This is a genomic window from Terribacillus halophilus (genome assembly GCF_900162685.1).
GTDB lineage: Bacteria > Bacillota > Bacilli > Bacillales > Amphibacillaceae > Terribacillus > Terribacillus halophilus_A.
On record NZ_LT727828.1, the window covers coordinates 171132 to 196585 of the forward strand.

The 25454-nt window shown below is 42.3% G+C and carries 26 protein-coding genes; 15 read left to right on the forward strand and 11 right to left on the reverse strand.

Annotated elements, in window-relative coordinates:
• The first annotated feature begins 56 nt into the window (after nt 1-56).
• The 3 genes from B1K52_RS05665 (at nt 57) to B1K52_RS05675 (ending at nt 2739) form a co-directional block, all read left to right on the forward strand.
• Entirely contained in the window at nt 57-1253 is a 1197-nt protein-coding gene (locus tag B1K52_RS05665) for an AGE family epimerase/isomerase (protein ID WP_077306225.1), read from the forward strand.
• 262 nt (nt 1254-1515) lie between these two features.
• Nucleotides 1516-1860, forward strand: a complete 345-nt coding sequence (locus B1K52_RS18200; protein WP_256855958.1) for a GNAT family N-acetyltransferase — start codon at nt 1516-1518, stop codon at nt 1858-1860.
• A gap of 135 nt (nt 1861-1995) precedes the next feature.
• On the forward strand, nt 1996-2739 hold the full coding sequence (locus B1K52_RS05675) for an alpha/beta hydrolase (protein ID WP_077306227.1): 744 nt from the start codon (nt 1996-1998) through the stop codon (nt 2737-2739).
• A gap of 104 nt (nt 2740-2843) precedes the next feature.
• Here B1K52_RS05675 and B1K52_RS05680 read toward each other — a convergent pair whose 3' ends face one another.
• From B1K52_RS05680 to B1K52_RS05690, 3 genes are all read right to left on the reverse strand, one after another.
• Nucleotides 2844-4070, reverse strand: a complete 1227-nt coding sequence (locus tag B1K52_RS05680) for an L-lactate MFS transporter (protein ID WP_077306229.1) — start codon at nt 4068-4070, stop codon at nt 2844-2846.
• A gap of 110 nt (nt 4071-4180) precedes the next feature.
• Nucleotides 4181-4912 (reverse strand): LytR/AlgR family response regulator transcription factor, encoded by a 732-nt coding sequence (locus B1K52_RS05685; protein ID WP_077306231.1) that lies wholly within the window; start codon nt 4910-4912, stop codon nt 4181-4183.
• Nucleotides 4913-4914: 2 nt separating this feature from the next.
• Nucleotides 4915-6579, reverse strand: coding sequence for a LytS/YhcK type 5TM receptor domain-containing protein (locus tag B1K52_RS05690; protein WP_143588843.1), 1665 nt, complete (start codon nt 6577-6579; stop codon nt 4915-4917).
• A 326-nt stretch (nt 6580-6905) separates the two neighbouring features.
• Here B1K52_RS05690 and kduI point away from each other — a divergent pair, with 326 nt between their 5' ends.
• The 4 genes from kduI (at nt 6906) to B1K52_RS05710 (ending at nt 10756) form a co-directional block, all read left to right on the forward strand.
• A complete protein-coding gene (gene kduI, locus B1K52_RS05695; protein WP_077306233.1) occupies nt 6906-7736 on the forward strand; it encodes a 5-dehydro-4-deoxy-D-glucuronate isomerase in 831 nt (276 codons plus the stop codon).
• Nucleotides 7737-7748: 12 nt separating this feature from the next.
• Nucleotides 7749-8525, forward strand: a complete 777-nt coding sequence (kduD, locus tag B1K52_RS05700) for a 2-dehydro-3-deoxy-D-gluconate 5-dehydrogenase KduD (protein WP_077306235.1) — start codon at nt 7749-7751, stop codon at nt 8523-8525.
• A 212-nt stretch (nt 8526-8737) separates the two neighbouring features.
• A complete protein-coding gene (gene kdgT, locus B1K52_RS05705; RefSeq protein ID WP_077306237.1) occupies nt 8738-9748 on the forward strand; it encodes a 2-keto-3-deoxygluconate transporter in 1011 nt (336 codons plus the stop codon).
• A 57-nt stretch (nt 9749-9805) separates the two neighbouring features.
• Nucleotides 9806-10756: a sugar kinase gene (locus B1K52_RS05710; RefSeq protein WP_077306239.1), complete on the forward strand. Its 951-nt coding sequence runs from the start codon at nt 9806-9808 to the stop codon at nt 10754-10756.
• A 33-nt stretch (nt 10757-10789) separates the two neighbouring features.
• Here B1K52_RS05710 and B1K52_RS05715 read toward each other — a convergent pair whose 3' ends face one another.
• A complete protein-coding gene (locus B1K52_RS05715) occupies nt 10790-11551 on the reverse strand; it encodes an IclR family transcriptional regulator (protein WP_077306241.1) in 762 nt (253 codons plus the stop codon).
• A 99-nt stretch (nt 11552-11650) separates the two neighbouring features.
• Here B1K52_RS05715 and B1K52_RS05720 point away from each other — a divergent pair, with 99 nt between their 5' ends.
• Together B1K52_RS05720 and B1K52_RS05725 are read left to right on the forward strand one after the other, a co-directional pair.
• Nucleotides 11651-12310 (forward strand): bifunctional 4-hydroxy-2-oxoglutarate aldolase/2-dehydro-3-deoxy-phosphogluconate aldolase, encoded by a 660-nt coding sequence (locus tag B1K52_RS05720; RefSeq protein ID WP_077306243.1) that lies wholly within the window; start codon nt 11651-11653, stop codon nt 12308-12310.
• A 55-nt stretch (nt 12311-12365) separates the two neighbouring features.
• Nucleotides 12366-12584 (forward strand): hypothetical protein, encoded by a 219-nt coding sequence (locus tag B1K52_RS05725; RefSeq protein WP_077306245.1) that lies wholly within the window; start codon nt 12366-12368, stop codon nt 12582-12584.
• 32 nt (nt 12585-12616) lie between these two features.
• Here B1K52_RS05725 and B1K52_RS05730 read toward each other — a convergent pair whose 3' ends face one another.
• Nucleotides 12617-13666 carry a glycoside hydrolase family protein gene (locus B1K52_RS05730; protein ID WP_077306247.1) on the reverse strand — a complete coding sequence of 350 codons (1050 nt, stop codon included), beginning with the start codon at nt 13664-13666 and terminating at the stop codon, nt 12617-12619.
• A 100-nt stretch (nt 13667-13766) separates the two neighbouring features.
• Nucleotides 13767-14246, reverse strand: a complete 480-nt coding sequence (gene thiW, locus B1K52_RS05735) for an energy coupling factor transporter S component ThiW (RefSeq protein ID WP_256855847.1) — start codon at nt 14244-14246, stop codon at nt 13767-13769.
• A 206-nt stretch (nt 14247-14452) separates the two neighbouring features.
• On the opposite strand from thiW, the gene B1K52_RS18400 reads away from it, so the two are divergent.
• On the forward strand, nt 14453-16135 hold the full coding sequence (locus tag B1K52_RS18400; protein WP_306278114.1) for a BclA C-terminal domain-containing protein: 1683 nt from the start codon (nt 14453-14455) through the stop codon (nt 16133-16135).
• 32 nt (nt 16136-16167) lie between these two features.
• On the opposite strand, the gene B1K52_RS05745 is transcribed toward B1K52_RS18400, so the two are convergent.
• Together B1K52_RS05745 and B1K52_RS05750 are read right to left on the reverse strand one after the other, a co-directional pair.
• Complete coding sequence (locus B1K52_RS05745; RefSeq protein WP_077310510.1) at nt 16168-16611, reverse strand: MarR family winged helix-turn-helix transcriptional regulator; 444 nt, start codon at nt 16609-16611, stop codon at nt 16168-16170.
• A gap of 29 nt (nt 16612-16640) precedes the next feature.
• Nucleotides 16641-17849, reverse strand: coding sequence for an MFS transporter (locus B1K52_RS05750; protein ID WP_077306249.1), 1209 nt, complete (start codon nt 17847-17849; stop codon nt 16641-16643).
• A gap of 121 nt (nt 17850-17970) precedes the next feature.
• On the opposite strand from B1K52_RS05750, the gene B1K52_RS05755 reads away from it, so the two are divergent.
• From B1K52_RS05755 to B1K52_RS05770, 4 genes are all read left to right on the forward strand, one after another.
• A complete protein-coding gene (locus B1K52_RS05755; RefSeq protein WP_077306251.1) occupies nt 17971-18423 on the forward strand; it encodes an NUDIX hydrolase in 453 nt (150 codons plus the stop codon).
• Nucleotides 18416-19309: a PhzF family phenazine biosynthesis protein gene (locus B1K52_RS05760; RefSeq protein ID WP_143588844.1), complete on the forward strand. Its 894-nt coding sequence runs from the start codon at nt 18416-18418 to the stop codon at nt 19307-19309. The genes B1K52_RS05755 and B1K52_RS05760 overlap by 8 nt, the downstream gene beginning before the upstream one ends.
• Before the next feature lie 200 nt (nt 19310-19509).
• Complete coding sequence (locus tag B1K52_RS05765) at nt 19510-19959, forward strand: flavodoxin (protein WP_077306253.1); 450 nt, start codon at nt 19510-19512, stop codon at nt 19957-19959.
• The gene (locus B1K52_RS05770; protein ID WP_077306255.1) at nt 19947-20984 is read left to right on the forward strand and encodes a ribonucleotide-diphosphate reductase subunit beta; all 1038 of its coding nucleotides are present in this window, start codon (nt 19947-19949) and stop codon (nt 20982-20984) included. The genes B1K52_RS05765 and B1K52_RS05770 overlap by 13 nt, the downstream gene beginning before the upstream one ends.
• 31 nt (nt 20985-21015) lie before the next feature.
• Here B1K52_RS05770 and licT read toward each other — a convergent pair whose 3' ends face one another.
• The 3 genes from licT to cudC all read right to left on the reverse strand — a co-directional run bounded on the left by licT (nt 21016) and on the right by cudC (nt 23679).
• Nucleotides 21016-21861 carry a BglG family transcription antiterminator LicT gene (licT, locus tag B1K52_RS05775; protein ID WP_077306257.1) on the reverse strand — a complete coding sequence of 282 codons (846 nt, stop codon included), beginning with the start codon at nt 21859-21861 and terminating at the stop codon, nt 21016-21018.
• A gap of 213 nt (nt 21862-22074) precedes the next feature.
• The gene (locus B1K52_RS05780) at nt 22075-22944 is read right to left on the reverse strand and encodes a glycine betaine ABC transporter substrate-binding protein (protein ID WP_077306259.1); all 870 of its coding nucleotides are present in this window, start codon (nt 22942-22944) and stop codon (nt 22075-22077) included.
• 183 nt (nt 22945-23127) lie between these two features.
• Nucleotides 23128-23679, reverse strand: coding sequence for a choline uptake/conversion transcriptional regulator CudC (gene cudC, locus B1K52_RS05785; RefSeq protein WP_077306261.1), 552 nt, complete (start codon nt 23677-23679; stop codon nt 23128-23130).
• A 280-nt stretch (nt 23680-23959) separates the two neighbouring features.
• On the opposite strand from cudC, the gene betB reads away from it, so the two are divergent.
• Complete coding sequence (gene betB, locus B1K52_RS05790) at nt 23960-25432, forward strand: betaine-aldehyde dehydrogenase (protein WP_077306264.1); 1473 nt, start codon at nt 23960-23962, stop codon at nt 25430-25432.
• Nucleotides 25433-25454: the final 22 nt, after the last annotated feature.

Sequence of the window (25454 nt, forward strand, 5' to 3'; positions counted from 1 at the left end):
TATGGCAAAAAAGGGAAAATAAAAGACACATACCAAAACGAGAGGGGTGGCGTGACGTGAAAAATACGTTCGATTTTCATACAAGACAAGGTCTACTGCAACATATAGAAGAAACTCTGGCATTCTATTATCCGCAAGCATTAGACAGGAAGTATGGCGGCTATCATGAAGGCTATTACATGGATGGATCATTAACTGATGCCACAACGAAACACATCGTTGGACAAGCACGTCATCTGTATAACTTCAGCGTTGGTTACACGCTTACAGAAAAAGAGGAATATAAAGAAGCAGCTGAACATGGGATCACCTTCTTCCAGAATAGAATGCGAGATCAGGATTACGGCGGTTATTACACAGAATGGAAAGAAGGTAGTGCAGCTGATGATCGGAAATTAACCTACGGACATGCATTTATCTTCCGGGCAGCCGTCGCTGCAGTGGAGGCAGAAATAGAGGGAGCGGACGAACTGCTTGCAGATATTTATCAAGTGCTTACGGAGAAATTGTATGAGCCGTCTGCCAGACTGTATAAAGACGAAGCAAGCCGCGATTGGTCAAGCTTCCTGGAATATCGCGGACAAAACTGTAATATGCACATGTGTGAATCGTTAATTACAGCTTATGAAGCAACAGATCAACGCCATTATCTTGATCAAGCATTAAGTATTGCAGACAAAGTAACCAATGAGCTCGCAGCTCAAAGTAACGGACTCATTTGGGAGAACTACGACGAAGCGTGGATGAAGGATGAAAACTTTAACTATGGTGAAACGAGAGATGAATTCCGGGCATACGGATTTGTCGGAGGTCATCAGTTGGAATGGAGCAAGCTCTTAGCTTGGTTAAATCTTCATCAGCCAACTAGCTGGCTATTGGAACGAGCGGAGGAGCTGTATCAAACGGGCTGGAAACATTATCATGATTCAAGCAATGGCGGGATTTATTTCGCGATGAGTCCGGACAAAGAGATTATTGATAAAGGGAAATCATATTGGGTTATGGCGGAAGCCTTAGCTGCATCAGCGCTGCTTCACAGCCAGACAGGTAATGATATCTATAGTGAACATTACGAAGAGCTATTCTGTTATGTGCAGGATGTCCTCATCGATCCGGAACACGGTGCATGGTATCAATGGCTGACAACAGAGAATAAAGTTGAAGGAGAGGTAAAAAGCCCTTCACCAAAAACGGACTACCATCCAGTCAGTGCCAGCTATCTGATTATGTCTTACCGCGGGGAGGATCTGTAGCATTATGCGCAGGTCCTTTTTTCGTTCGGTATAATGAGGCAAAGGGGGAGAATCAGTTGTATCAGAGTGATAGATTGCTAATAAGACCATTGAAGGAAACGGATACCGAACAGCTTTTGGATCTTAACTTACGTAACCGGGTGCTATTTGAATCAATTTCGCCAGTAAAACGACACGATTCCGATTATACACATGCAAATATCAGAAGAATATTAAGGCTGCTTTAGATGATTGGAAAGCAGATAAGCGGTACGAATTCGGAATCTTCCTAAAAGAGAAAGACAGTTTGATTGGTACCATATCTTTATTTTTCATTGAACGAAAAACAGCTGAACGATGCATGATTGGCTATTCGCTCGATGAAGCACACAATGGAAAAGGTTATATGACAGAGGCAGTCCAGCTTGTGCTTGATTTTGCGTTTGGAGAAGCGCATTTCCATCGTGTAGAAGCAGGCGTAGTGCCCCGAAATCAAGGGTCCATTGCTGTTTTAGAGAAATGTGGTTTTCAGCGGGAAGGGTTGGAACGTGACGTATTGCGGATAGATGGGAAGTTTGAAGATCATTATATGTATTCAATTTTGGCGACAGATAACCGGACAAAGTAGCTATTATTCGCACCATGTTGGACTTATCTCTAACAACGCTTTTTATTTTTATGCATGAAGTGCTTTAATTGCTGTTATAGTGTCTTTGTCATATACTTGATGTAAGCGGAAACAATATAGAGACGGAGGGGTTTTATGAGTGGGCAATATGTACTTTTATCAGGTGCAGAGCCATTTTACTTTGAAGGAAATGAAGTTGGAATTTTAGTTTCACATGGTTTTACGGGGTCAACACAAAGTATGCGACCGCTTGGAGAGGCATTTGCTGATGCTGGTTATACAGTATGCGGACCGCGTTTAAAAGGACACGGGACGCACTACGAAGATATGGAAAATACAACACATCAAGATTGGATAACATCCATGGAGGAAGGTTATAAATGGTTGGACGAGAGATGTGATGCTATTATCGTAGTTGGTCTTTCAATGGGGGGAACATTATCTTTGTATATGGCTGAAAAGCACCCTGAAGTAAAGGCTATTGCACTTATTAATCCAGCTATTGAGATACCTTCAATGACATCAGCTCCTAATCAAACAGAAACCAGATTTTTAGATGCTATTGGATCAGATATTAAAAAAGATGGTGTACAGGAATTAGCTTATGAAAAAACGCCAGTGAAGTCTATCAAAGAATTAGTAACGCTTATGGATAAAGTAAAAGCAGATTTAAGTGCAGTTACATGTCCAACTCTGATTTTTGTCTCGAAAGAAGACCATGTAGTTCCGCCAAATAATACGCAAGTGATTTACGATGCAATACATGCACATGAGAAAAATATCCATCCTTTGGAAAATAGTTATCATGTTGCTACACTGGATCATGACCAGCAACATATAATAAATAAAACACTAGAGTTCATCAAACAAAATAGTTAAAGAAGAGTCAATCACAAAAGGATGGACTAGCAATGATAGTTGCTAATCCATCCTTTTTAATATTTCATTTGTATTCGGTTACTAACAAGACCGAGGGTATAACTTTAATGCTGCTGAGACGGTACCGCTCTTGTATTCTGACGTTGGCGCTGCTTCTTAACAGCTGCTGGCTGCTGCGGACTACGGACCGTAACAGCTAGGAAGAAGCTGATGACACAAAGAATACCGATGGCGACAAATGTTGGCTGGAAACCGCCAAGCAGTGTAGCGATAAAGGAACCGCCTAGTGCTCCAATACCGAATCCTTGATAAATGACACCATAGTTTTTACCTTGGTTTTGCAGACCGAAGTAATCTGCTACAATCGTTGGAAATACGGTGATGTTTCCGCCAAAGAAGAATGCGACGGCTGCTACACAAACAAAGAATAAGGTTGTGGAGAGCTCCACCAAGCTAAGTACTGCAACAGCACCAGCTGTCACAATCAATCCTGCAGCAACTAGATACAATCGCTCTACTTTGTCAGAAAGAGCACCTAGCACAACACGGCCTGTTGTATTACAGATTGCTACGATAGCGACAGCATTCGCTGCTGTGGCAGCAGACAGATTAGCTAGCTCCATACCAGCATCTTTCACAATTCCGATTAAGTACAATCCACTCATACATGCAGTCAAGAAGATGACGAATAGGATGTATGCTTGTTTGGTTTTCAGCATTTCCTTAACAGTGAAGTCCTTTTGAGTTGTGCTTGTGTTTGTTTCTTGCGGCAATGCATCCTTCAGCAAGAATGCGCCTCCGCTAATTAAGACAAGTGCAGCAATTCCCCAAATTAAGAATGTGCCTTGCACACCTGCAGAAGCAAGTAAGGATTGGTTGATATATTTAAAGACAAGGCTTCCTGTACCGAAAGCACCTACGGAAATACCAGATATAAGGCCTTTCTTTTCTGGGAACCATTTGATTACATTAGATAGTGTCGTAATGTAAGCAATACCGTTTGCAAAGCCGACGACTACACCCGCCAGCAGATAGATAAGCCATAGTGATGAAGCTAAGGAACTTAGCATCAAGCCGGCTCCAAGCAAGATACCTGCACAAATAACGAGCTTTTTGATACCTAACTTATCTTGCAGCTTTCCGCCGAATAAAGTAGCAATTGCTAGTGCAAAACTTGTAATAGAGAAGGTGACGGCCACAGCTGAGGTGCTCCAACCATATGCATCAGCCAAGGGCTGGTTAAATAAACTCCAAGTATAAATGGTACCGAGACCAATTTGTGTAATAATCGTACCGAGGACGATCAGCCAGCGATTCATTCCTGTTTTCATGAGAAATCCCTCATTTCATCTGCGTTGTTTTGATAGTTTTATAATATCCTTTGCAAATGTTTCTGAAAGCGGTTTCTCCTGAATTGCATGTGCAGCGGAATGAATGGTCGTTAAAGGCGCATGATTTGTCGAAACTGTTTTGCCTTGCTGCGGCTGACTGGTATTTGCTCGTCCATTCCTTTCATTTTTACGAGGTACGTATTATGAAACCAAGGCAGGATTTCATGAATTTTCTCGGTGTTCACAATATAAGAGCGGTGACAGCGGAAAAACATCCCGGAAGGAAGTAATTCCTCATATGTACTAATCGAACCAGGATACGTGTAAATACCGTCCTTTGTGTGAACTACTGTCTGTTTTTCATCAGCTTCGGCGTATGCGATATCTTGTACGTTGATAACGTAGATTTTTTCTTCTTTCCAAACATTCAATCGTTCGGCTGATTGGCTGGGTTCTGGTGTTACGGGCTTTGGTAATTGCCCTTTTGATTCAAGTTTCTTAAGCATCGAGGCAACGCGCTCCTCGCTATAGGGCTTCAATATATAATCAAAAGCCTCCAGCTCGAATGCTTTTGCAGCATGTTCTTTATAAGCAGTTGTAAACACGATAATCGGTTTTTGTTTGAAGTTGGCTAAACTTCCTGCGAGCATCATCCCATCCAATGAAGGCAGGTTGATATCGAGGAAAAGTACATCCGTTGTGTTTTCTTGGAAATATTTCAGCACATCCAAGCCATCATCAAAGCATTTTGTTACTTCAATTGAACTATATGTTTGAATTAAATATTGCAGCTCCTCTTGAGCGGGGAATTCATCTTCTGCAATGATTGCGCGTAACGTCATAGTTATTTACCTTCCTTTACCGGTATATCAAAGTAAATCTCTGTACCAGGATCAAGCCGATTAATCGTTAGGCCTTTTCCGTAATTTAGGCGGACTCGCTGATGTACATTTGCCAATCCAATATTTTTAACACGTGCCTCATCTTTATATAGCTTCTCAACAATTTCTTCCTCAATACCAGCACCGGTGTCTGATACATTTATGCGTATAAAATCTTTTTGCGCTTTTACAGAAAGGTAAACAGCGCCCTGCCATCTGCTTTTTCGCACCCCGTGATGAATAGCGTTTTCTACTAAAGGTTGCAGCAGGAGACTTGGTACCTTTACCTGCACAGGGTCAATATCATAGATGATGTGAAGCTTATCACCAAAGCGCGATTTCTCAATTTCTACATAATCGCGAACCTGCTTTAGTTCTTCCTCAATAGCAATCATTTCATCATGCAGCTCCAAGTTGTAACGCAAGTAGCCAGACAGATTATGAATCAGTTCACGCGCGCGGTTTGGATCACGTCTCGTTGTAGAGGCAATAGCGTTAAGTGAATTAAAGAGAAAGTGCGGGTTGATCTTCGATTGCAGTGCCTTTAACTCCGCTTTATTGGCAGCTTCTTTAATCTGCTCAATCCGCGATATCTCCATAAGGTTTGAAATAATTTGTGCTAGTCCAATTCCAAGTGTTTGCAGAGAATCTGTGATTCTGTTTTTCTTCTCATAATAAATTTTTAAAGCACCTGTGACCTCGTTTCCTTCTTGAAAAGGAACAATCAGCAAACAGTGCATTTGCGGTAAATGCAGGTCATCGACTTCATTACGAATGACGATGTCACCGCTGGATAGTGCCTCTTTGGTCATATCGGTTACGATGCGAGATGTATTCTGATATCGTTCTGCACCTAGGCCATGATAGGCAATAACAGTCTTGGTATCTGTTATGGCTACAGCATCTGCACCAATTTCTTCTTTGATAATTTGACAAATGCGCTGCAGGGAAGCAGGTGTAATCGAACGGAAGTAAGGTAGTGTTTTATTTGCTATATCCAATGCAAGTTTCGCTTGTGCAGCAGCAATCTGTTTTTTCTCGCCTTCGATGTTGTGTACGAGCAGGACGAGTAATCCAATACTCACTTCTCCAACCATCATTGGTATAACAATCTGCTCCACAATAGAAATTCCCAATGATTTAGGTTCGCTAAGTACAATGATAAGCGTCATCGTTAGTGCTTGAGACAGCACCCCGGTGAGAATACCAACATACCACCAGCGATGCTTCTTAATTTTTTTATTGATAAAGCCTGAAGCAAAGCCAGCTGTCACGCTAGTAATCAAGCAGGGAAGAGAGGTAATCCCGTCAATATCAATTAGATAGCGATGCAAACCGGATACAATCCCCGTAATAATACCAACCCACGGTCCGAATAAGATGCCTCCAGAAATAATAGCAACTGTGCGAATATTAACAAGAGATCCTTCCACTTCAATTCCAGAGTAGGTGCCAAAAATAGCAAAGCTGCAGAAAACGATAGTCAATACACTAAGTTCTCTAACGGAGTGATGCTCTTTCTGCAGAATCTCCTTAAACCCTTTTATTTTCGTCAGGAAGAAAAGAATAATTAGCAGTAAAGCAGCACGCTCAAATATGGAAATAATCATTTCTAAAGTTGGGTTCATAGGTGTAATCCCTTTCATCATGGTTAGTGTTAGTTTATCAGATTTTTAGACTGGAAGGGAATTGGCAAGATAATGATTAAGATGGTAGATAGTAGATTTATTTGATAAATAAAACCAGGTTATAGAAAAAGGAATTAATATAACATATTTGAGAATTAGGCTGGATTTAAGGCGATGAAAGCGCTATAATACTTATAATGAAACACCGTACCACATAGTGGAACGATGGGGGTATCGAACTTTGGGTACTTTTTATTTCGACTTAAATGTAAGGGGTTTCATGGTTGCGGGATAAGCAACGCAAATTAAGGAAGGAGATGATTGGAATGGAACTGCGTTATGCGACGCATCCAGAGCATGCAAAAACATTCACGACAGAGGAATTACGCAAACATTATTTAGTTGAGGACCTATTTGTATCTGGAGAAACCAAACTTGTCTATAGTATGGAGGACCGTACAATCATCGGTGGTATCCAACCAGCGGGCAGTGCTATTGCCTTGGAAGGTTATGACGAAATTAAAGCAGATTATTTCCTGGAAAGACGGGAAGTTGGGATTTTCAATATTGGCGGTAATGGAACGATCACAGTAGACGGTGAATCGTTTGAAATGGCGAATAAGGATTGTATTTACATCGGCAAGGGCAAGGAAAAATTACTATTTACAAGCAGTGAGGAAGCAGCTCCTGCAAAGTTCTATCTATTTTCGGCACCTGCACATACTTCTTATCCTACTAAACATGTATCGTTCCAAGATGTTCCAGGTGATGCTATGGGAGCTAAGGAAAGTGCTAATGAACGCGTTATCCGCCGTATTATTCACCTCGAAGGTATTCAGAGCTGTCAAATTGCCATGGGTATCACCATTATCGAAAACGGCAGTGTTTGGAATTCGATGCCGACTCACACCCACAATCGCCGCATGGAAGCCTATTTGTATATCGATCTGGATGAGGAAGCCCGCATGTTTCATTTAATGGGAGAGCCAACGGAAACCCGCCATCTTGTCATGAAAAATGAACAAGCCGTTATTTCTCCGCCATGGTCCATTCATTGCGGAAGTGCAACAAGCAATTACGCATTCATTTGGGGGATGGCTGGTGAAAACAAGACATACACCGACATGGATAAAGTGGCAATGGATGAGCTTCGCTAAAGGGGGAGAACAATGAGCTTAACGGACTTTTCAATGGATTATTTTAATCTGGCAGGCAAGGTTGCAATTGTAACAGGCGGCAGTAAAGGACTTGGCCAAGGATACGCTGTCGCTTTGGCAAAAGCAGGGGCAGCTGTTTTTGTGGTAACGCATAGAGATGACTGGGAGGAAACAAAGGTACTGATCGAACAGTCCGGCGGCAAGGCGCAGTTCCATCAAGCTGACTTGACAGATAGAGAGCAAGTAAAACAAGTAGTTGCCAGCTGCGTAGATGTATTTGGCAGAGTTGATATATTAGTAAACAATGCTGGGACTATTATTCGGACGCCGCTGCTAGAGTACAAGGAAGAAGATTGGGATAAGGTCATGGACGTGAATCTGCACGCGGTCTACTTGTTAGGGCAGGAAGCAGCGAAAGTGATGAAAGAACAAGGCGGCGGAAAAATTATCAATGTGGCATCTATGCTGTCATTCCAAGGCGGAAAGTTCGTACCGTCTTATACAGCAAGCAAACATGCAGTAGCGGGATTAACGAAGGCATTTGCGAACGAGCTGGGAGCGTTCAATATCCAGACAAACGCCATAGCACCCGGGTATGTCGCAACAGCGAATACAGCACCGATTCGTGCGGATGAAAAGCGAAATGCGGAAATCTTATCGCGAATTCCAAGCGGTCGCTGGGCGGATCCGTCTGATTTAATGGGTGTGGTTGTATTTCTGGCAAGCCGAGCATCCGACTATATGAATGGTCATGTACTGGCTGTTGATGGTGGCTGGCTCGCAAGATAGGAATGTGGATGAATTGCGTCAAAGCTGATTGACGGGAAAAAGAGATTGAGAGGACTGGGAAGGTGACCAAAGATCTGGAACATCTTTGTGTATGCCACCCTCTCATCCAATGATCTGGGCGATCATTATTAAAATAGCATATCACCTCGTGTGATTCAAATATCTCAATTTCTTTTGCTCGATTACCTATAACGAAAGGTAAGGGATGCAAAATGAAAATAATGAAGACGATGGAGAGAATTCCTGGCGGGCTTATGCTCGTACCGTTATTTTTAGGGGCAATCATTAATACCTTTGCACCAAATTCATCAGATTATTTTGGTTCGTTTACAGGTGGACTTATGACTGGTACCGTTCCTATTTTGGCAGTTTGGTTCTTCTGTATGGGAGCTGGCATTCAGTTGAAATCAACGGGTACTATTCTTCGAAAATCGGGTACACTCGTCATCACAAAAATTGCGGTTGCATGGGTCGTTGCGATTATTGCTGCGCAATTCCTGCCTGAAGGCGGTATTCAGACTGGCTTGTTTGCTGGATTTTCGGTGTTAACACTCGTTGCAGCGATGGATATGACCAATGGCGGTTTATATGCATCCATCATGCAGCAGTATGGGTCAAAGGAAGAAGCCGGAGCATTTGTGCTGATGTCTTTGGAATCTGGTCCGTTGATGACAATGGTGATTCTTGGCTCCACCGGACTTGCTGCTTTTGAACCGCAAGTATTTGTGGGAGCAGTACTTCCATTTTTAGTCGGTTTCCTGCTAGGAAACCTCGATAGCGATCTTCGTACCTTCTTTGGCAAAGCAACGCAGACAATGATCCCATTTTTCGGCTTTGCATTAGGTAACTCAATTGATCTGGGAGTTATTCTTGATACTGGTATTGCAGGTATTCTTCTTGGTGTCCTAGTTATCGTTGTTACTGGTATACCGCTTATGCTCGCTGATAAGTTCATTGGAGGCGGAAACGGAACCGCTGGAATTGCAGCGTCAAGTACAGCCGGAGCAGCTGTTGCCAACCCAATGATTATTGCGACAATGATACCGGAGTTCATGCCTATTGCAGAAGCGGCTACTGCACTTGTCGCAGCATCTGTTGTTGTTACTTCTGTTCTTGTCCCAATCATTACGGCCTATTGGGCGCAGTTTATGAAGAAGAAAGAAGAGCAAGATTCGGATGATTCTACTATTGATTCGGACAATATTAACTCAAATACTGTATAAAACAAATGGAGAGGCATATACAGTATGTCTCTCTTTGCATAAAGGAGATGTTGAAAGATGAGCAGGATTCTTACAATTGGGGAACCGATGGCATTATTTGTTGCTGAACAAGAAGGATTACTGGATGATGCGGAACGCTTTTCTCGCTTTATCGCCGGAGCAGAGGTCAACTTTTCCATTGGAATGGCGCGACTTGGGCATGAAGTAACCTATATAACACAGCTTGGCTTAGATCCGTTTGGCAGAAATATTCACAAATTCCTAAGGAAAAACAATATAGATACATCTTATATAAACTATGATGCTGCTTTTTTAACAGGCATGCAATGGAAACAGAAAGTGAAGAGTGGAGACCCTGAGGTATTTTCGGCTCGGAAAAATTCAGCAGCATCTCATATGGACAGAAAGCTGATTAAGAAAATCAAGTGGACGGAATATGATCATCTCCATCTTACTGGTATTCCGCCAGCTTTATCAGGTAGCTGCCGTGAGCTTGTATTCCAAATGATGAAAGAAGCGAGAGAACAAGGACTGCAAATATCGTTCGATCCAAATATCCGTCCAGGTCTGTGGCCGGATAAGGAAGAAATGGTGCAGGTGATCAACGCACTTGCTAGTCAAGCAGATATTATATTTCCTGGGATTGCTGAAGGAAAACAATTAACTGGCAAGCGTGATGTATTGGATATTGCTGCGTATTATCAAGCGGCGGGCGTACCTAATGTTGTGTTAAAACTTGGTGCGGAAGGAGCGTTTACAAGCTGTGCGGATGGAATGCAATTTTATACAGAAGGTTTTCCGGTAAAGGAAGTCGTCGACACAGTTGGAGCAGGAGACGGTTTTGCGGTCGGCGTTGTAAGCGGAATGCTGGAAGGACTGGAGTTGTCTGACTGCATTGCTAGAGGAGCTGCAATTGGTGCCCTAGCAGTTATGTCGCCAGGAGACAATGATGGTTTGCCGAACCGAGAAGAACTGCGGCAATTTATGAAACGGGAGCCAATTGGCTGACAAAAAAGACCTTCCGTTTGGAAGGTCTTCGTATTAACTGGTATAGCCTAAAGCGCGAGAAATGGCTTGGCTGCAGTTTTTCATCTTTTTGATTAACTCATTATTCACCCGCTCCATTGTCACGCGGTTACTCGGACCGGAAATGCTAAAGCTCGCTACGATACGGTGCTCATGACTGTAAATTGGAGCTGCGATACACCGGATGCCTTCTTCATTTTCGATATCGTCAAGCGCATAGCCTTGCTGCTGTACTTTTATCACTTCGTCTTTAAGTTCTTCTGTTGAAGTGATGGTGCGAGGTGTCCGCGGAGAGAATGTTGTAGCATCAGCAATCTCCTCCAATCGTCCGGGAGTCATACCGGACAAAAGTACCTTACCGACAGCGGTACAGTACATTGGTGCTCGGTTGCCAATGCGGGAGTACATGCGAATTGTCTGATTGCTTTCCAGCTTATCAATATAAACAATCTCCCCCTTATCTTCCAGGCAAAGATGAACAGTTTCATTAACATCACTGCAAAGCTGCTTTAAGTATGGTTTTGCCACAGTTGCGATGTTGTTGTTATTCAAGACGCTGCGCGCGACATAGAGTGTCTGCAAGCCAACTTTGTAACGGTCGTTTTCCGGATTCTTTGCTACGTAATTCATATTAACAAGTGTAGCGAGAAGCCGATGTGTAGTGCTCTTTGATAAATTTACAAGTTTAGAAAGCTTGGCTATCGTCAGGCCGTCAGGGTAATCGGAAAGCGTATTCAAAATGGTCAAAGCACGTTCGAGTGATTGCACATTAGACATAGGTATTACTCCGTTTCTATTGCGATCATTACTATATCTTATGATACGGGAACGGTTAACGTTTGTAAAACGCCTTATATAAAATAGGAGGGAATACAGATGGAAAAAGCGCTGGTTCTAACTAAGCTTAGCGAGCAAGGGATTGTAGCTGTTGTTCGTGCTGATTCGCCAGAGGAGGCGATCCAGATTTCAGGTGCCTGTATTGAAGGTGGAATTACAGGTATTGAGGTGACATTTACAGTCCGTGATGCAGATCAGGTGATAAAAGAACTTTCTTCGCAATATAAAGAGAACGAAAATGTCTTAATCGGAGCAGGAACAGTGCTGGATAGTACAACAGCTCGTCTTGCGATGCTGGCAGGAGCCCGTTTTATCGTTAGCCCGGCTTTTGATGCCGAGACAGCCAGGATGTGCAACCTCTACCAAGTTCCTTACTTGCCAGGCTGCATGACAATTGCTGAAATCAAACACGCAATGGAGGCGGGCGCGGATATTGTAAAGCTCTTTCCAGGAAGTGTTTATGGACCAAGCTTTATGAAGGCTGTCAGAGCTCCGTTGCCACAAGTTAATATAATGCCTACAGGCGGAGTGGACTTGGAGAACATTGGACTGTGGCTGCAGAACGGGGCAGTTGCAGTTGGGGTTGGCGGGAATCTTGTGGCGCCAGCAGCCACAGGTGACTTTGCCAAAATCACTTCCATGGCACGGCAATACGTTCAAAAGGTAAAAGAAGCAAGAGTAGAACGTGTGAATATCTGAACATGAGTCAAGCTTTCCTTGGCATACACTGGACATTGTGAAGGGGGCTTGCTTTATGGCGGTAAAGAAGAAAGAAATTGTTATCATTGTTGTAAACGCGACTGCTATTTATTCATTTCTTCTTGTGGATATCGCAGCTGGTTCAGGACTTTATATGACAGCGAAATTATTGGGAGCAGGAATAATTATTGCTTCTATCTGCAGCATGGCAGGTGTAGAGGGAATTAAAAGAGGACCGAAGCTAGTTCGGAATGTAAGGCAGATGCGAAAGTAATAAAGCAGGAAATGCTAGTCAGCACTTCCTGCTTATTTTGTTTGTACATCTTTCACCCGCAGATTTCCGACAGTAAAATAAAATGGAGCAGGGAATGGCGGTTTCTTTCCTTGCTTCAGTTTGGATCCTGCTTCGTTAAGCCAATAAATTGATTTGTTGATAGCAGAAAAGAAGATCACCATTTCGCCATTATCATCCATGCATAAACATGAGCCAAATATGCCGTTTTGGTACCAATCCTCTCCCGTATCGGCCTTAATCAGCAGTTCTGGCGCTTCTGACCAATTCGCTCTGGTAAAGCTGGCGCTCTCACTTTTAAATAACCAGAGATCTTGCGGTTTATACGTATCTTCACCAAAAGCATTGCCGCAGCGGCTGACGAGCAAGTAGTACGTATTGTTAATTTTCTTTGGCCGAGCATGTGTAAAGGCATCTTCCCGGGTGAAAAACAAACGTGGCTTTGACCAGGTATCCAGGCCATTTTCACTTTCAGCGGCATACACTTCATGCATGGGAATATCCCCTTTGCCTGGTTCGTGCGGCGTTGCAGCAAACCACATTTTCCACTTTCCTTCATCGTAAATCACTTTTGGAGCAAGTACACTGTCATTTCGTACTGTTCCGATCATTACTGGGTTCGGGTGTCGGAACCATCTGCCGTGTCTTAATTCCAGGCAGCCTATGCTGTAAGGAGATTCATTTCCCAACACATTGCTGGCGCTCCGTCCTGTGTAATAGATACGGCGGACAGGTTCTCCGTCCGCTTTTCCCTCAACATAACAAGGTTCATGCAATCCATAACGATCCCAAGCAGCTTCTTTCGGCTGCGGCAGTAATGGCTTTGCTTTATGTGATTTGCCAGGATAAGTTGAGATGCGCCATTTATTTTCTGTAGTCAGCGGTTCTCCTTTGGGAAGACTGGCACTGAATAAGTTATTTTTAAAATTACGCTGAAACCCACCAAAAAACATCCACCATTGATCATCAATCTTCTCTACACATGGATCACCTAATCCTAGTAAATTACGGATTGGCTTATAGCCATTCAGCATGGAATATAATAGATTTGGTTTTGCCTCCATCTTTACCACCTCACTAGCAAGCAGTATGGACGGAAGGGCGGCTAATCATACTAGGGTGATAGTGATTCAAGTGCATTGCACTTCGTTACTACGGCAAGTCTTAATTTGGTGGTCTGTTTAGTCGTTTAATGAGCAGCCAGCCGAGCAAAGCGCCTGTAATGGAGCTAGCTAAGAAACCTGGTACAAATGCTAATGCACCGGCTTTCTGTCCCATCAGCAAATTGGCCAATGGGACCGAGAGTAAGGAGCCGAAAACGCCGGTGCCAATCATCTCGCCGATTGCTGCAGCACCTTTTCGCTTAAAGAAACGATAAAACAGTCCAGCTAGCAAGGCGCCAATCATTCCCCCAGGAAAAGCTAGTAAACTTCCGAGACCGAGCATATTACGAATAAGTCCAATAACAAAAGCAACGACAACAGCCGGAACAGGACCAAGCAGAACGGCAGTAATAACATTCACGGCGTGCTGGACAGGAAAAGCACGGGCAACACCTGTCGGAAACCAAATAAACTGGGCTCCGAGCACCCCAATCGCGATAAGAACAGCCATGAGGGTGAGTTTTTTTGTTTTTGTTTGCATTAGAATCTCCTTCGCTATGTATTCTGTTTTCGTTATATTGGTTATTTTCTAAGAGGTTATCATGCATAAGGATAGATATCCATTATAGATGCAGGGGGATTTATCCTCACGGTTATTATTTCAATTACATATAAAGCATTCATGGTTGCCTTTCAGCTCCTTGCACATATGCTGTGAGCAGTGAGAAATTATGGAGGTGTACCATATTGGCTCCTTTAAACAATGGAGAGGGATGTAACAGGGGTACGATCTATAATAACAGGGTTATTGTCACTGCAACCGGAGCTACCGGGCCAACAGGACCAACTGGCACTACCGGAGAACAAGGTATCGGGCTGCAGGGTGTCGTCCCCTTCAGTCCGGCAGCAGCCCCTTTCTATCCTGTTTGGCAAATTGTTACTTATAACGGAAGTCTGTACATTTCAAACGTTGCTTCCCCGAGCGGTGTACCAGGCAGTTCACCTGATTACACACTTTTAGCATCTGCGGTAGCAACTGGTATTCCAGGGCCGATTGGTCCAACCGGAATTGGGTTGGGCGGGGTAGTATCTTATAGTGCTGCTGCAGCGCCAACTTATCCAGCTGGGCAAGTTGTCACCTACAATGGCGGTTTATACATTGCTAATGTTGCTTCGCCAACCGGGATACCAGGAACATCGGCAGATTATACGCTATTAGCATCTGCAGGTGCAACCGGAGCAACAGGTCCAGCTGGTGTTACGGGCGTGACAGGAGTCACTGGAGCAACAGGAGTAGGTTTAGGTGGAGTAGTACCGTTTAATCCAGCAGCAGCCCCATTTTATCCAGCCGGCCAAGTAGTAAGTTATGAAGGCGGACTGTATATTACAAACGTTGCAGGTCCAACGGGCTTACCAGGAACATCACCGGATTACACAACACTTTTGACCGGGATTACAGGAGTAACTGGTTCGACAGGAGCTACAGGGCTAACAGGTGTTACAGGTGCAACTGGGATTGGGCTAGGTGGAGTTGTTCCATTTAGTGCAGCGGCAGCTCCATTTTATCCTGCTGGTCAAGTAGTAAGTTATGAAGGCGGATTGTATATTACAGATGTAGCTGCACCAACTGGACTCCCATCAACTTCCCCAGACTATACACTCCTTTTAGGAGGAATCACCGGAGCGACCGGAACTACAGGAGCAACAGGGATTGCGGGAGTAACAGGAATCACGGGAGCCACCGGAATAACTGGAGTAACGGGAATCACCGGAGCAACAGGAACTACAGGAGCAACAGGAACTACAGGAGCAACCGGAATAACAGGAGTAACAGGGATTGCGGGAGTAACAGGAATCACGGGAGCAACCGGAACTACAGGAGCCACCGGAATAACAGGAGTAACAGGGATCACGGGAGCAACCGGAATAACAGGAGTAACGGGAATCACCGGAGCGACCGGAACTACAGGAGCAACAGGGATTGCGGGAGTAACAGGAATCACGGGAGCAACCGGAACTTCTGTTACAGCAAACTCTATGTATGCTGCAAATACAATTGGTAGTACAGTGCTTGTTCTCCTTGGTGGTACGGATGTGCCTTTGCCGAATGCACAGAACCTTGATGGCTTTACAGCTAATGGTGGTTCTACGGTATTTACAGTACCGGCAACCGGAAGATACTACATTACGTACACGCTTAACACAACAGCAGCGTTACTAATCTCTTCCCGAATTGTTGTTAACGGAGCGGCGGTTCCTGGTACGATAGTATCTCCTGCTGTTTCAATCTCCAACTATGAAGGAAATGTTATTGTAAACCTCACCGCAGGTAATACAGTCTCAGTACAATTGTTTGGTTTAGTCGGTACGGCAATATTAGCCGGTGGTGGGTCAACTGGTGCGACGCTTACAATCATTCGTTTGAGTTAAAAGAAAGAGGAGTTGCCAAGTTGGCAGCTCCTCTACTTTTTTTGTTTGCGAATTACTTCATTTATTCGAAGCATGGTTTCTGTCATTTGCTGCAATGCCTCAATTTCTATTTTGGAATAATACTTGTCAATTAGTATGTCATCCAGTTGAAGCAGACTTTCCATATATTTATGCCCATTCACACCGAGGGCTAGGAAATACTCTCGCTTGTTAGAAGGATTAGCTTCCTTGGTAATCATTTCTCGCTTCTCCAATTTAGAAAGTACTTGGCTAACCGCACTTTTAGAGATATCGAATACAGCAGCAATATCATTCGCTGTAATCTGCTCATTTTTAGAAATATAAGACAGGATAAATTCCTGCTGTACAGTTAAATCAAGATCATCTAATTTCTTTGTTTCTCTTGAGGTAAGGATCCCGAATTCTTCATATGCTTCATTCATTTTTCGGATGATTTCCTTGTAGGAATAGCTCACATACATCGTTCCTTCCACTAATGGCTTCTTTATTGCATATTACGCCATTTTTTTGCTTTTGCAAATACAAGGATTGCTAGGATCAATCCAGTGCCAGCAAACGCAGCCAGCAGGACACGAGCTGAAAGCCCTATGCTCATTAGGGAGCTGAAGAGTGTTTGAGAAATTGGATCAAAAGCTGTAGAAGCTAAAAATACAATACTCATCACCCTTCCCATCATCTCAGGATCTGTTTTCTCCTGGATAATGATATCTGTTGGAATATAGGTGATAAAGCTAAAGAAACCAATCAATGCTGCACCAGGTATTAGCCATATTAAGCTAGGAATCTGACTGAATATCCCAAGTGAAAGGACACTAGCAATCAGGAAAACGAGTACTAGTTTTCCACGATTTTTTCTAAACGCAATGAAAAGCAACAAAACGGTAGCAGTTAAAGACCCAACTGAAAAACCAGCTTCTAAAAAGCTAAGGTTAAGCGCGCTACCGCCAAGTTCTTCTACGAGAATAGGCAGGCTAAGGAACATTGGGCCAAAAACAAAGAAATTCACAATGATGATAATGCTGATTGCAGATACATAGATAGAAGAAGACCGCAAATAGTGGAAGCCTTCTTTGAATTCTTTTATATAAGATACTTTTACTTCTGCCTTCATTGGTTTTGTATCCTTAATAAACGGTGGAAAAACAAAACAAGCACTAACTATAGAAGCAGCAATACTGACTGCAAATGTAGCGCTGAAACTGAAATAATGCAAGATAGCTCCTGCAGCAATTGGACCGATCAGATAGAGCAGCTCTTGTGAACTATGGATGAGCGTATTGGCAGGCTGCAGTTCTTTCTGCGATACAGCACTTGGAATGGATGATGACAAAGCTGGGAAAAATAAGCCGTCAAATGCCCCAATGAAGAAAGAGACTATGAGCAATAACCAAATAGAGAGAGCGTCATTGGCATGTCCCCACAATAAGATTCCAATTAAAAGCGCCTGCATCAATCGTGTACTAAAGAGTATTTTGGATTTTTGTACGCGATCTGCGAGCACCCCGCCGATGAGCATAGTAAGCATTCTCGGGACGGATGCAGCAGCCATGATTAATCCGAGGTATTGCGGATGATGCAGCACATCTACGACATACCAGGAGATAGTAATCATAAACATAGAAAAACTTAGGACAGAAAATAACTCTGATTGCAGAAGGAAGACAAATTGTTTGTTTTTTAATAAAGCTTTCATGGAGTACACCTCTGATAATTAAGTTAACTAAACTAAACTATATAAGTGATTTTCTTTCTTGTCAATGCAGGCGACGAAAATTGGTATATAATGGTGTAAAGTGATCTGCGGGGGGATAAATATGAGAGAAGTTCGCGTAGCTTATGCACTAATTCATAACGAAGAAACAAAGCAAATTCTTATGGTATCTAATAAAAAGAACGAAAGTTGGACATTGCCTGGTGGCCTAGTGGAACCTGGTGAAACACTTGCAGAAGCTGCTGTCAGGGAAGCAAAGGAAGAAACAGGACTAGACATCCGAGTAACAACTATCTTGGCAGTCAATGAAGCGAAAATGCAAGCCAATAACGAGCATGCTACCTTTGTAACATTCCGTGCGGAGCAAATTAGTGAAGAAATAAAAATACAAGATACAGATAAAATAGCTGAAGCCAAATGGATGTCCTATGAAGAAGTGGATCACGTAATGACTTATTATCCGGCAGGAATCCAGAGTATCATTAGTTCAGGAGTTCCATATGTAGATGAAGGTATTATCACAGCTAGTAAAAAGGAAACGAATACTAATGGCTGAAATCAGTTTGGAAGTAAATATTCTACATGCATTCACTAATGGAGAAACAGGAGGCAATCCTGCAGGTGTAGTGGTAAACAAAGAATTATTATCTTCTAAGCAAATGCAGCAGATTGCGGCAAAGGTAGGATGTTCGGAAACTGCATTTGTCCTAGGGTCATCTAATTCAGAGACAGACTACAGGATTCACTACTTCACGCCAAATGACGAAGTAGATATATGCGGTCACGCCACAATAGCTGCTTTCTCTTTGATGCTATCAAAGGATATTGTCAAAGAAGGAAGCTATTCATTTGAATGTAGGGCGGGAATACTAAAAGTTGAAATTAATGGTTTAGGCGAGGTATTTTTAGAACAATTGCCTCCTGCATATTATGAAATAGATAGCAAGGATGAAATACTGAATTCCTTGCATATAACTTCTGCGAATCTGGATGACAGATTGCCAATTGAGATAGTATCAACAGGCTTAAAGGATATTCTAGTTCCGATTAAGGACTTACATACACTGAATACAATTAAGCCAGATTTACCTCAGGTTATGGCGTTATGCCGTAAATATAATACGGTAGGGTATCACTTATTTACGCTGGAGGCAGAGCGAGGTTTAATAGCCATTTGTCGTAATTTTGCACCTTTATATGGTATCGATGAAGAAAGTGCTACAGGAACCTCAATGGGGGCACTTACGTGTTATTTGTATAAGAACAATTTGTTACCACTAGAAGAAAAGGTATATATGTTTGAACAAGGTCACGCTTTGAAACAGGTCTCCAAGTTGAAAACTTTGTTGGATGTAAGCAGTGATGGAGATCTATTAGTTCGAGTGGGCGGCTCGGCCTCATATCTCCAACAAATAACAGTGGAAGTTCCATGTGATAAATAGCAATAATAGGTCAATATAAGTTCCTATTATTGCAGGCGATAACACTATATCTGTGTTATTATTTCTAAGGTGAAACTATATATTGTTTCTTTACGATGATGGGGGAATACCTTATTAAGATTTCGAATCGTGGCTAAGATTATGTTAAAATGAACAGATTGGACTGATTACTGGTGCATTCTGAAAAAGGAATTGCTACAATGCCGAAACCTATCCAAACAAAAAACTTACTCATCGCATATGCATCTGTCAGCGGCAACACCGAGGAAGTTGCAGAGCTGATTGCGAAAGAACTGACACATATGGAACAGGACATTACGCTTTACTGTGTTAGCGGCAGTGAGCCATTTCCTCATGTACCGGATTATGATGCTATGCTTATCGGTACGTATACATGGGGTTCAGGAGATACGCCATTTGATGTGAAGGATTTTGTGGCGGATGTCGGATATAAACCGGAGAATGTATTTGTCTTTGGAACAGGTGATACCCAGTTTGGCGGGGAGGATATGTTTTGCATGGCAGCGGACAAGCTGGCAAAATTTTATCATTCTCCGCTTGCACCGCTCAAAATTGAGCAGTCACCAAGGGGATCACAAGAACAAGAAGTAGTGGAATGGACGAGAGGAGTAATAGAATGGCTAAATTGATGAAAGCGACGGTACTTGAGCCGAAGCATCCAAATAAAGCAACTGCATTATTCAATGGAGAAGCGAGCGGCATCCTGCATTGGGATAACGTAGCTTATCCGCATTTTTATGACTTGCGTAAGACAATCCGCGGTCTGTTCTGGACTGCAAATGAAGTAAACATGGTAGCGGATACGAAGCAATTTGCGAGTCTATCGAATGAAGAACGTACAGCATTCTTGAAGATTATCGGTTTGCTTGCGACATTAGATGGTCCGCAAACGGATATCGCCTCCAAAATCGCTGCCTATTCGACAGACCCAAGTGTCAAATCAATCTTGGCAACAATAGCTGACCAGGAAAGCGAGCACAACCATAGTTATACGTATGTATTAGCTTCTGTTACGAATTACGATAACCAAATCGCTTCCTTTAATGAAGGACGTACGGACGAAGTACTGCTGGAGCGGAATAAACGAATTGCCGCAGTTTATAACGAATTCGCCGAAAACCCGACAATTGAGACGGTGCTGAAGGCCATGGTATATTCAGCATTGTTAGAAGGTCTATTCTTCTACAGTGGGTTTGCATTCTTTTATAACTTAGCACGAAACCAAAAAATGGTCGGTACATCTACAATGATTTCCTATATTAATCGTGATGAGCTGCATCATGGTCGTTTCATCAGTGAATTGTTCCGTGCAACATTAGCTGAGAATCCAGAATACAATAACGAACAGTTCATTGAATGGGTATATGATGAATTCCGCCATTCTGTCGAGCAAGAGACAAAATGGAGCCGCTACGTACTAGATGGAATCGATGGCATCGACTTAGATGACATGGAAGGTTACGTGAAGTACCGTGCGAATAAAATGCTTCGTATGCTTGGATTAAGCGAAATTTATGAAGGCTATGAAAAGAATCCGATGAAGTGGATCCGTGCTTATACAGATAACTTCAACGGTACAAAATCAGACTTCTTCGAACAAAAATCCCGTCAGTACACGAAAACAAGTGACTTAAACGGATTTGATGATCTATAAAACAACTAGAGCCAGCCGGTGACGGCTGGCTCTAGCTGTTTTCTTCTTTTTTCTGGACAATCCGGTGAATATGGATTGTCAGGTAAAGCATATCTTCATTCGTAAGCTGCTCTTGGTACATCTTTTGAATATAAGATTGTACTTTCTGGGCACATACATAAGCTCTGCTGTAGTTGGTTTTCACCATTTCAAAGAGACTGTTATCGTCTTCTCTCTGTGTACGATGATTTAGAATTCGTTGAGCAAAGAATTTTAGATGCGTGACAAAACGGTAATATGCCAACGATTCTTCTTCATATTCAATGCCAAAGTGGAACTTCACAATGTGAAGCACATCCTGGATAAACTTCGTAATATTAATCATTACCGGCATATCTTCATTCATTTGCGCATTAACGATGTGTAAAGCGATAAAGCCAGCTTCGTCCTCTGGCAGAATGATGCCGACCTTCTCTGCGATGATGGACAAGGCGTGCTGCCCAATTCGATATTCCTCCGGGTAAAACCGCTTTGTCTCCCAAAGCAGTGCATTTTTTATATCAATCCCCTGCTGAAATCTCTCTACAGCATAATAGATATGATCTGTCAGACTCACATAGATATTGTCATGTATTTTTTTATTTGTATGCTTTCTGGCATATTGGATAATATTTTCGGATACTTCTACAAATGATAGAGGGATTTCCGCTAATAATTCCAATAACCGTTTATTCATTTCCTTATCGTCTAGCTTAAACGTTTTCTCAATCCGTGATTCATCCACATCGTCGCCAGCTTTGCGACCAAAGGCAATGCCCCGTCCCATAATAACCAGTTCTTGGTCCTGTTCATCCAAGACGGTGATGACGTTGTTATTCAACACTTGCTTGATCTGCATCAGGATCACCTATTCCTTAAGAGGGTTAAACTATCTAGGTCTATAGTATAAGAAAATGATAACGATTACAATCGGTGGTGATTAAATAATGTGAAACTTCTATGCACATAACTAATTTCTCAAATCTTCTCATCTAATTCTCTCAACAAATGCAAAAGAAGCTGGCTCCCTATAATAAGGGAGACCAACTTCTTTATTTTTAACAAATGGCTTTTATTTTACCCATTCATTCACCAAATCCTGATTTTCTTCCACCCATTTTTCAGCGCCTTCAATAGGTGTATTAGCACCTTCTACATATTCAATCAGCTCACCAATTTGCTGATCATTCATCTTCCAATTCTTAAACCACTGGCTTACTTTAGGATAATCTTCTTCAAATCCTTGTCTTGTGGCATGGTGAATTTTTTCAACACCGCCATATGTATTTTGCGGATCCTCCAAAAATTTCAGATCATATTTTGAGAAAATCCAGTGCGGGCTCCAAAGTGGTGCTACGATTGGTTCTTTATCTTTTACTGCTTTCTTAATTTCAGCTAACATCGCAGATTCTGAACTTTTTAACAGTTCGTAATTCAGGTCATAATCCTTCAGCAGTTGTTCTGTGACTTCCATTGTACCTGCACCCGGGTCAAAACCAACTATTTCGCCATTGAAAAGTTCTTTATGTTCGTTTAAGTCTTCTATACTATTAACATCCTCTACGTAGGAAGGGACAACAAGTCCAACTTTCGCATTGTCATACCAAGTAGCATCCGAGAAGTTAACGGAATCCTTGTATTGCTTCAAATAATTAGCATCCTGTACTGGCAGCCATATCTCTAAACTAGCATCTAAGTCGCCGCCTTTTAACGCCTTCATCGTCACACCCATATTCAAGTTGTTTAGCTTTACGTCATAGCCTTCGTCTTCTAAAATTACTTTCCACATATTTGTGATAGCAACATTTTCAGCCCAGTTAACTTGGCCAATCGTTATTTCTCCTGAGTCTGCATCAGCACTGCTGTTGTTTCCGCATGCTGCCAGTGCTGCGACCATTAAAATTGCTGCAATAAGACTAAGTGGTTTTCTCCATTTGTTCATGTAACAAAACTCCCTTTATCTATTTGTATAGTAATGAAAATACACCCTAAATTAAATATATTAAGAAAATTTTTAACGAAAATACAAAGTAATAGCATCTTTCTGCAGAAAACTGAGATATTTATCTGATTGGGCAGTCTATAGCAGTTGCTTTCTATAGACCACCTTATCACTTCTTGCCATTTAATCTGGCTGGTCTTTCGGTAAGAATTCAAATATCTTTCCGCTTCTTATACTTGCTACTAAATCGTCCAGCCAATGGTAGTACGTCTTCGATTCTTCTAATTGATCATAGTATTGCTGTGCTTCAGCTGCAACTTCTGGTGTGCTGGCAGCGTCTTTTATAATATCGATAAAATCTTTTTGAGATTCCTCAATAGCTTCCATATTCATTTTGACTTCTCGTTCCCACATCTGACAATAAAAGCCCATAAAGGAACGGAAGAAGTTTTTCTCCGCTATATAAGTATGTTTCCTGGAGCCTCGTGTAAATGTTCTTTTTACCATCTTTATCTCTTGAAGCCTGCGTACACTAGTACTCATACTCGGCTTGCTCATCTCGAGTTCGGTGCGCATTTCATCAAGCGTCATCTGGTCTTTAAAGTACATCATCGCATATAAATTGGCTGTAGCTGGTGTCACCCCATACAAATCCATCGTCTCTGCAATGGTGCCGATGACTTTATCTTTCGCCTGTTCTAGTCTGCTGTTGGATCCTTCAGTAGATTCACTCATAAGGTCGCTCCTTCAAAATATAAAGTAAATCCCATTAAATATATTTCAAATGTTATTTACGGACTATATGTTAACGTACTCAGATGAAATGTCAAATCGAGGCAGTCATTTTCTCGGGTGAAAACGGTCGCAATCTCATAAATCCTAACTATCTGCGGCTATTGTAATTCTTTTTAATCTTTCAAATGGCTTTGACAGCCATAAAAAGACATGGTATCGTTTAAAACGTTAAATAAATTCTTAACAAAATTAATACTCTTTGAAATTGGAGTTGATACATATGAATTTAAAACTGCAGCAATACATAAATGGTGAATGGGTGAATGCGATCTCCGGAAACACTCGTGAGATTATCAATCCATTTAACCAAGAAATCATCGCCACTGTCCCAGAAGGTGATGAAGCAGATACGAAGGCAGCCATCACGGCAGCAAGAGAAGCATTTGATAAAGGAGAATGGTCATCACTTCCTGCGATTGAGCGAGGAAATATGGTAAAGAAGATTGCTTATTTAATTGAAAGAGACAAAGAAGAGCTTGCTTATCTTGAATCATTGGATACAGGAAAAACAATGGATGAAAGCCGCGGAGACATGGATGACATAGCGGGTGTATTTCGCTACTATGGTGAACTTGGTGATAAAGATGGCGGAGAATTAATAAATTCCCCAGTACCAAACGCTATTAGTAAAGTAGTGCATGAACCTGTTGGCGTTTGCGGTCAAATTACACCTTGGAATTATCCATTGCTGCAAGCATCTTGGAAACTTGCTCCGGCACTTGCGACAGGAAATGCGCTAATCATGAAGCCAAGTGAAATTACACCGCTGACTACGATAAAAGTGTTTGAACTAATGGAAGAGGCAGGCGTACCTGCTGGTGTTGCAAATCTAGTGCTAGGAGCTGGCGATACAGTTGGCGCAGAGCTTTCTAATAATACAGATGTAGACCTTATCTCATTTACAGGCGGCATAGCGACCGGAAAGAAAATCATGCAAGCAGCAAGCGTGAACGTGAAAAAGCTTGCACTAGAGCTTGGCGGAAAAAATCCGAATATCATATTTGCTGATGCAGATTTTGAAGTAGCTGTTGATCAAGCATTAAACGGTGTGTTTTTCCACGCAGGACAGATTTGTTCTGCTGGTACCAGATTGATTGTCGAAGAAAGCATACACGATAAGTTTGTGAACGCACTCGTGGAGAGAGTGAAGAAATTCAAGCTTGGAAGCGGTTTTGACGAAGATACGCAAATGGGGCCGCTTATTTCAGCAGAACATCTTGCGAAAGTAGAGAAATATGTAGAAACAGGGATGGAAGAAGGAGCTACCTTAGCGGTTGGCGGCAAACGTCCAGAAGATCCGGAACTGCAAAAAGGATTCTTCTACCTGCCTACTATTTTTACAGACTGCACAACAGACATGCGCATTGTGCAAGATGAAGCTTTTGGTCCAATTATCACGGTTGAAAAGTTCACGACAGAAGAGGAAGCTATAAAGCTTTCTAATGACTCCATTTACGGACTTGCTGGCGGTGTTTGGACCAATGATATTGCCAAAGCCGAGCGCTGTGTAGCGAAAATGCGCATGGGAACTGTTTGGATTAATGATTTTAACCTGTATTTCCCGCATGCTCCATGGGGAGGATTTAAGCAGTCTGGTATTGGACGCGAGCTAGGCAGACTAGGAATGGAAGAATATACAGAAACAAAGCATATCTTCCAAAATCTTAAACCTGAATCTATTAATTGGTTCTAAAGTGATTATCTTAAAAAATATA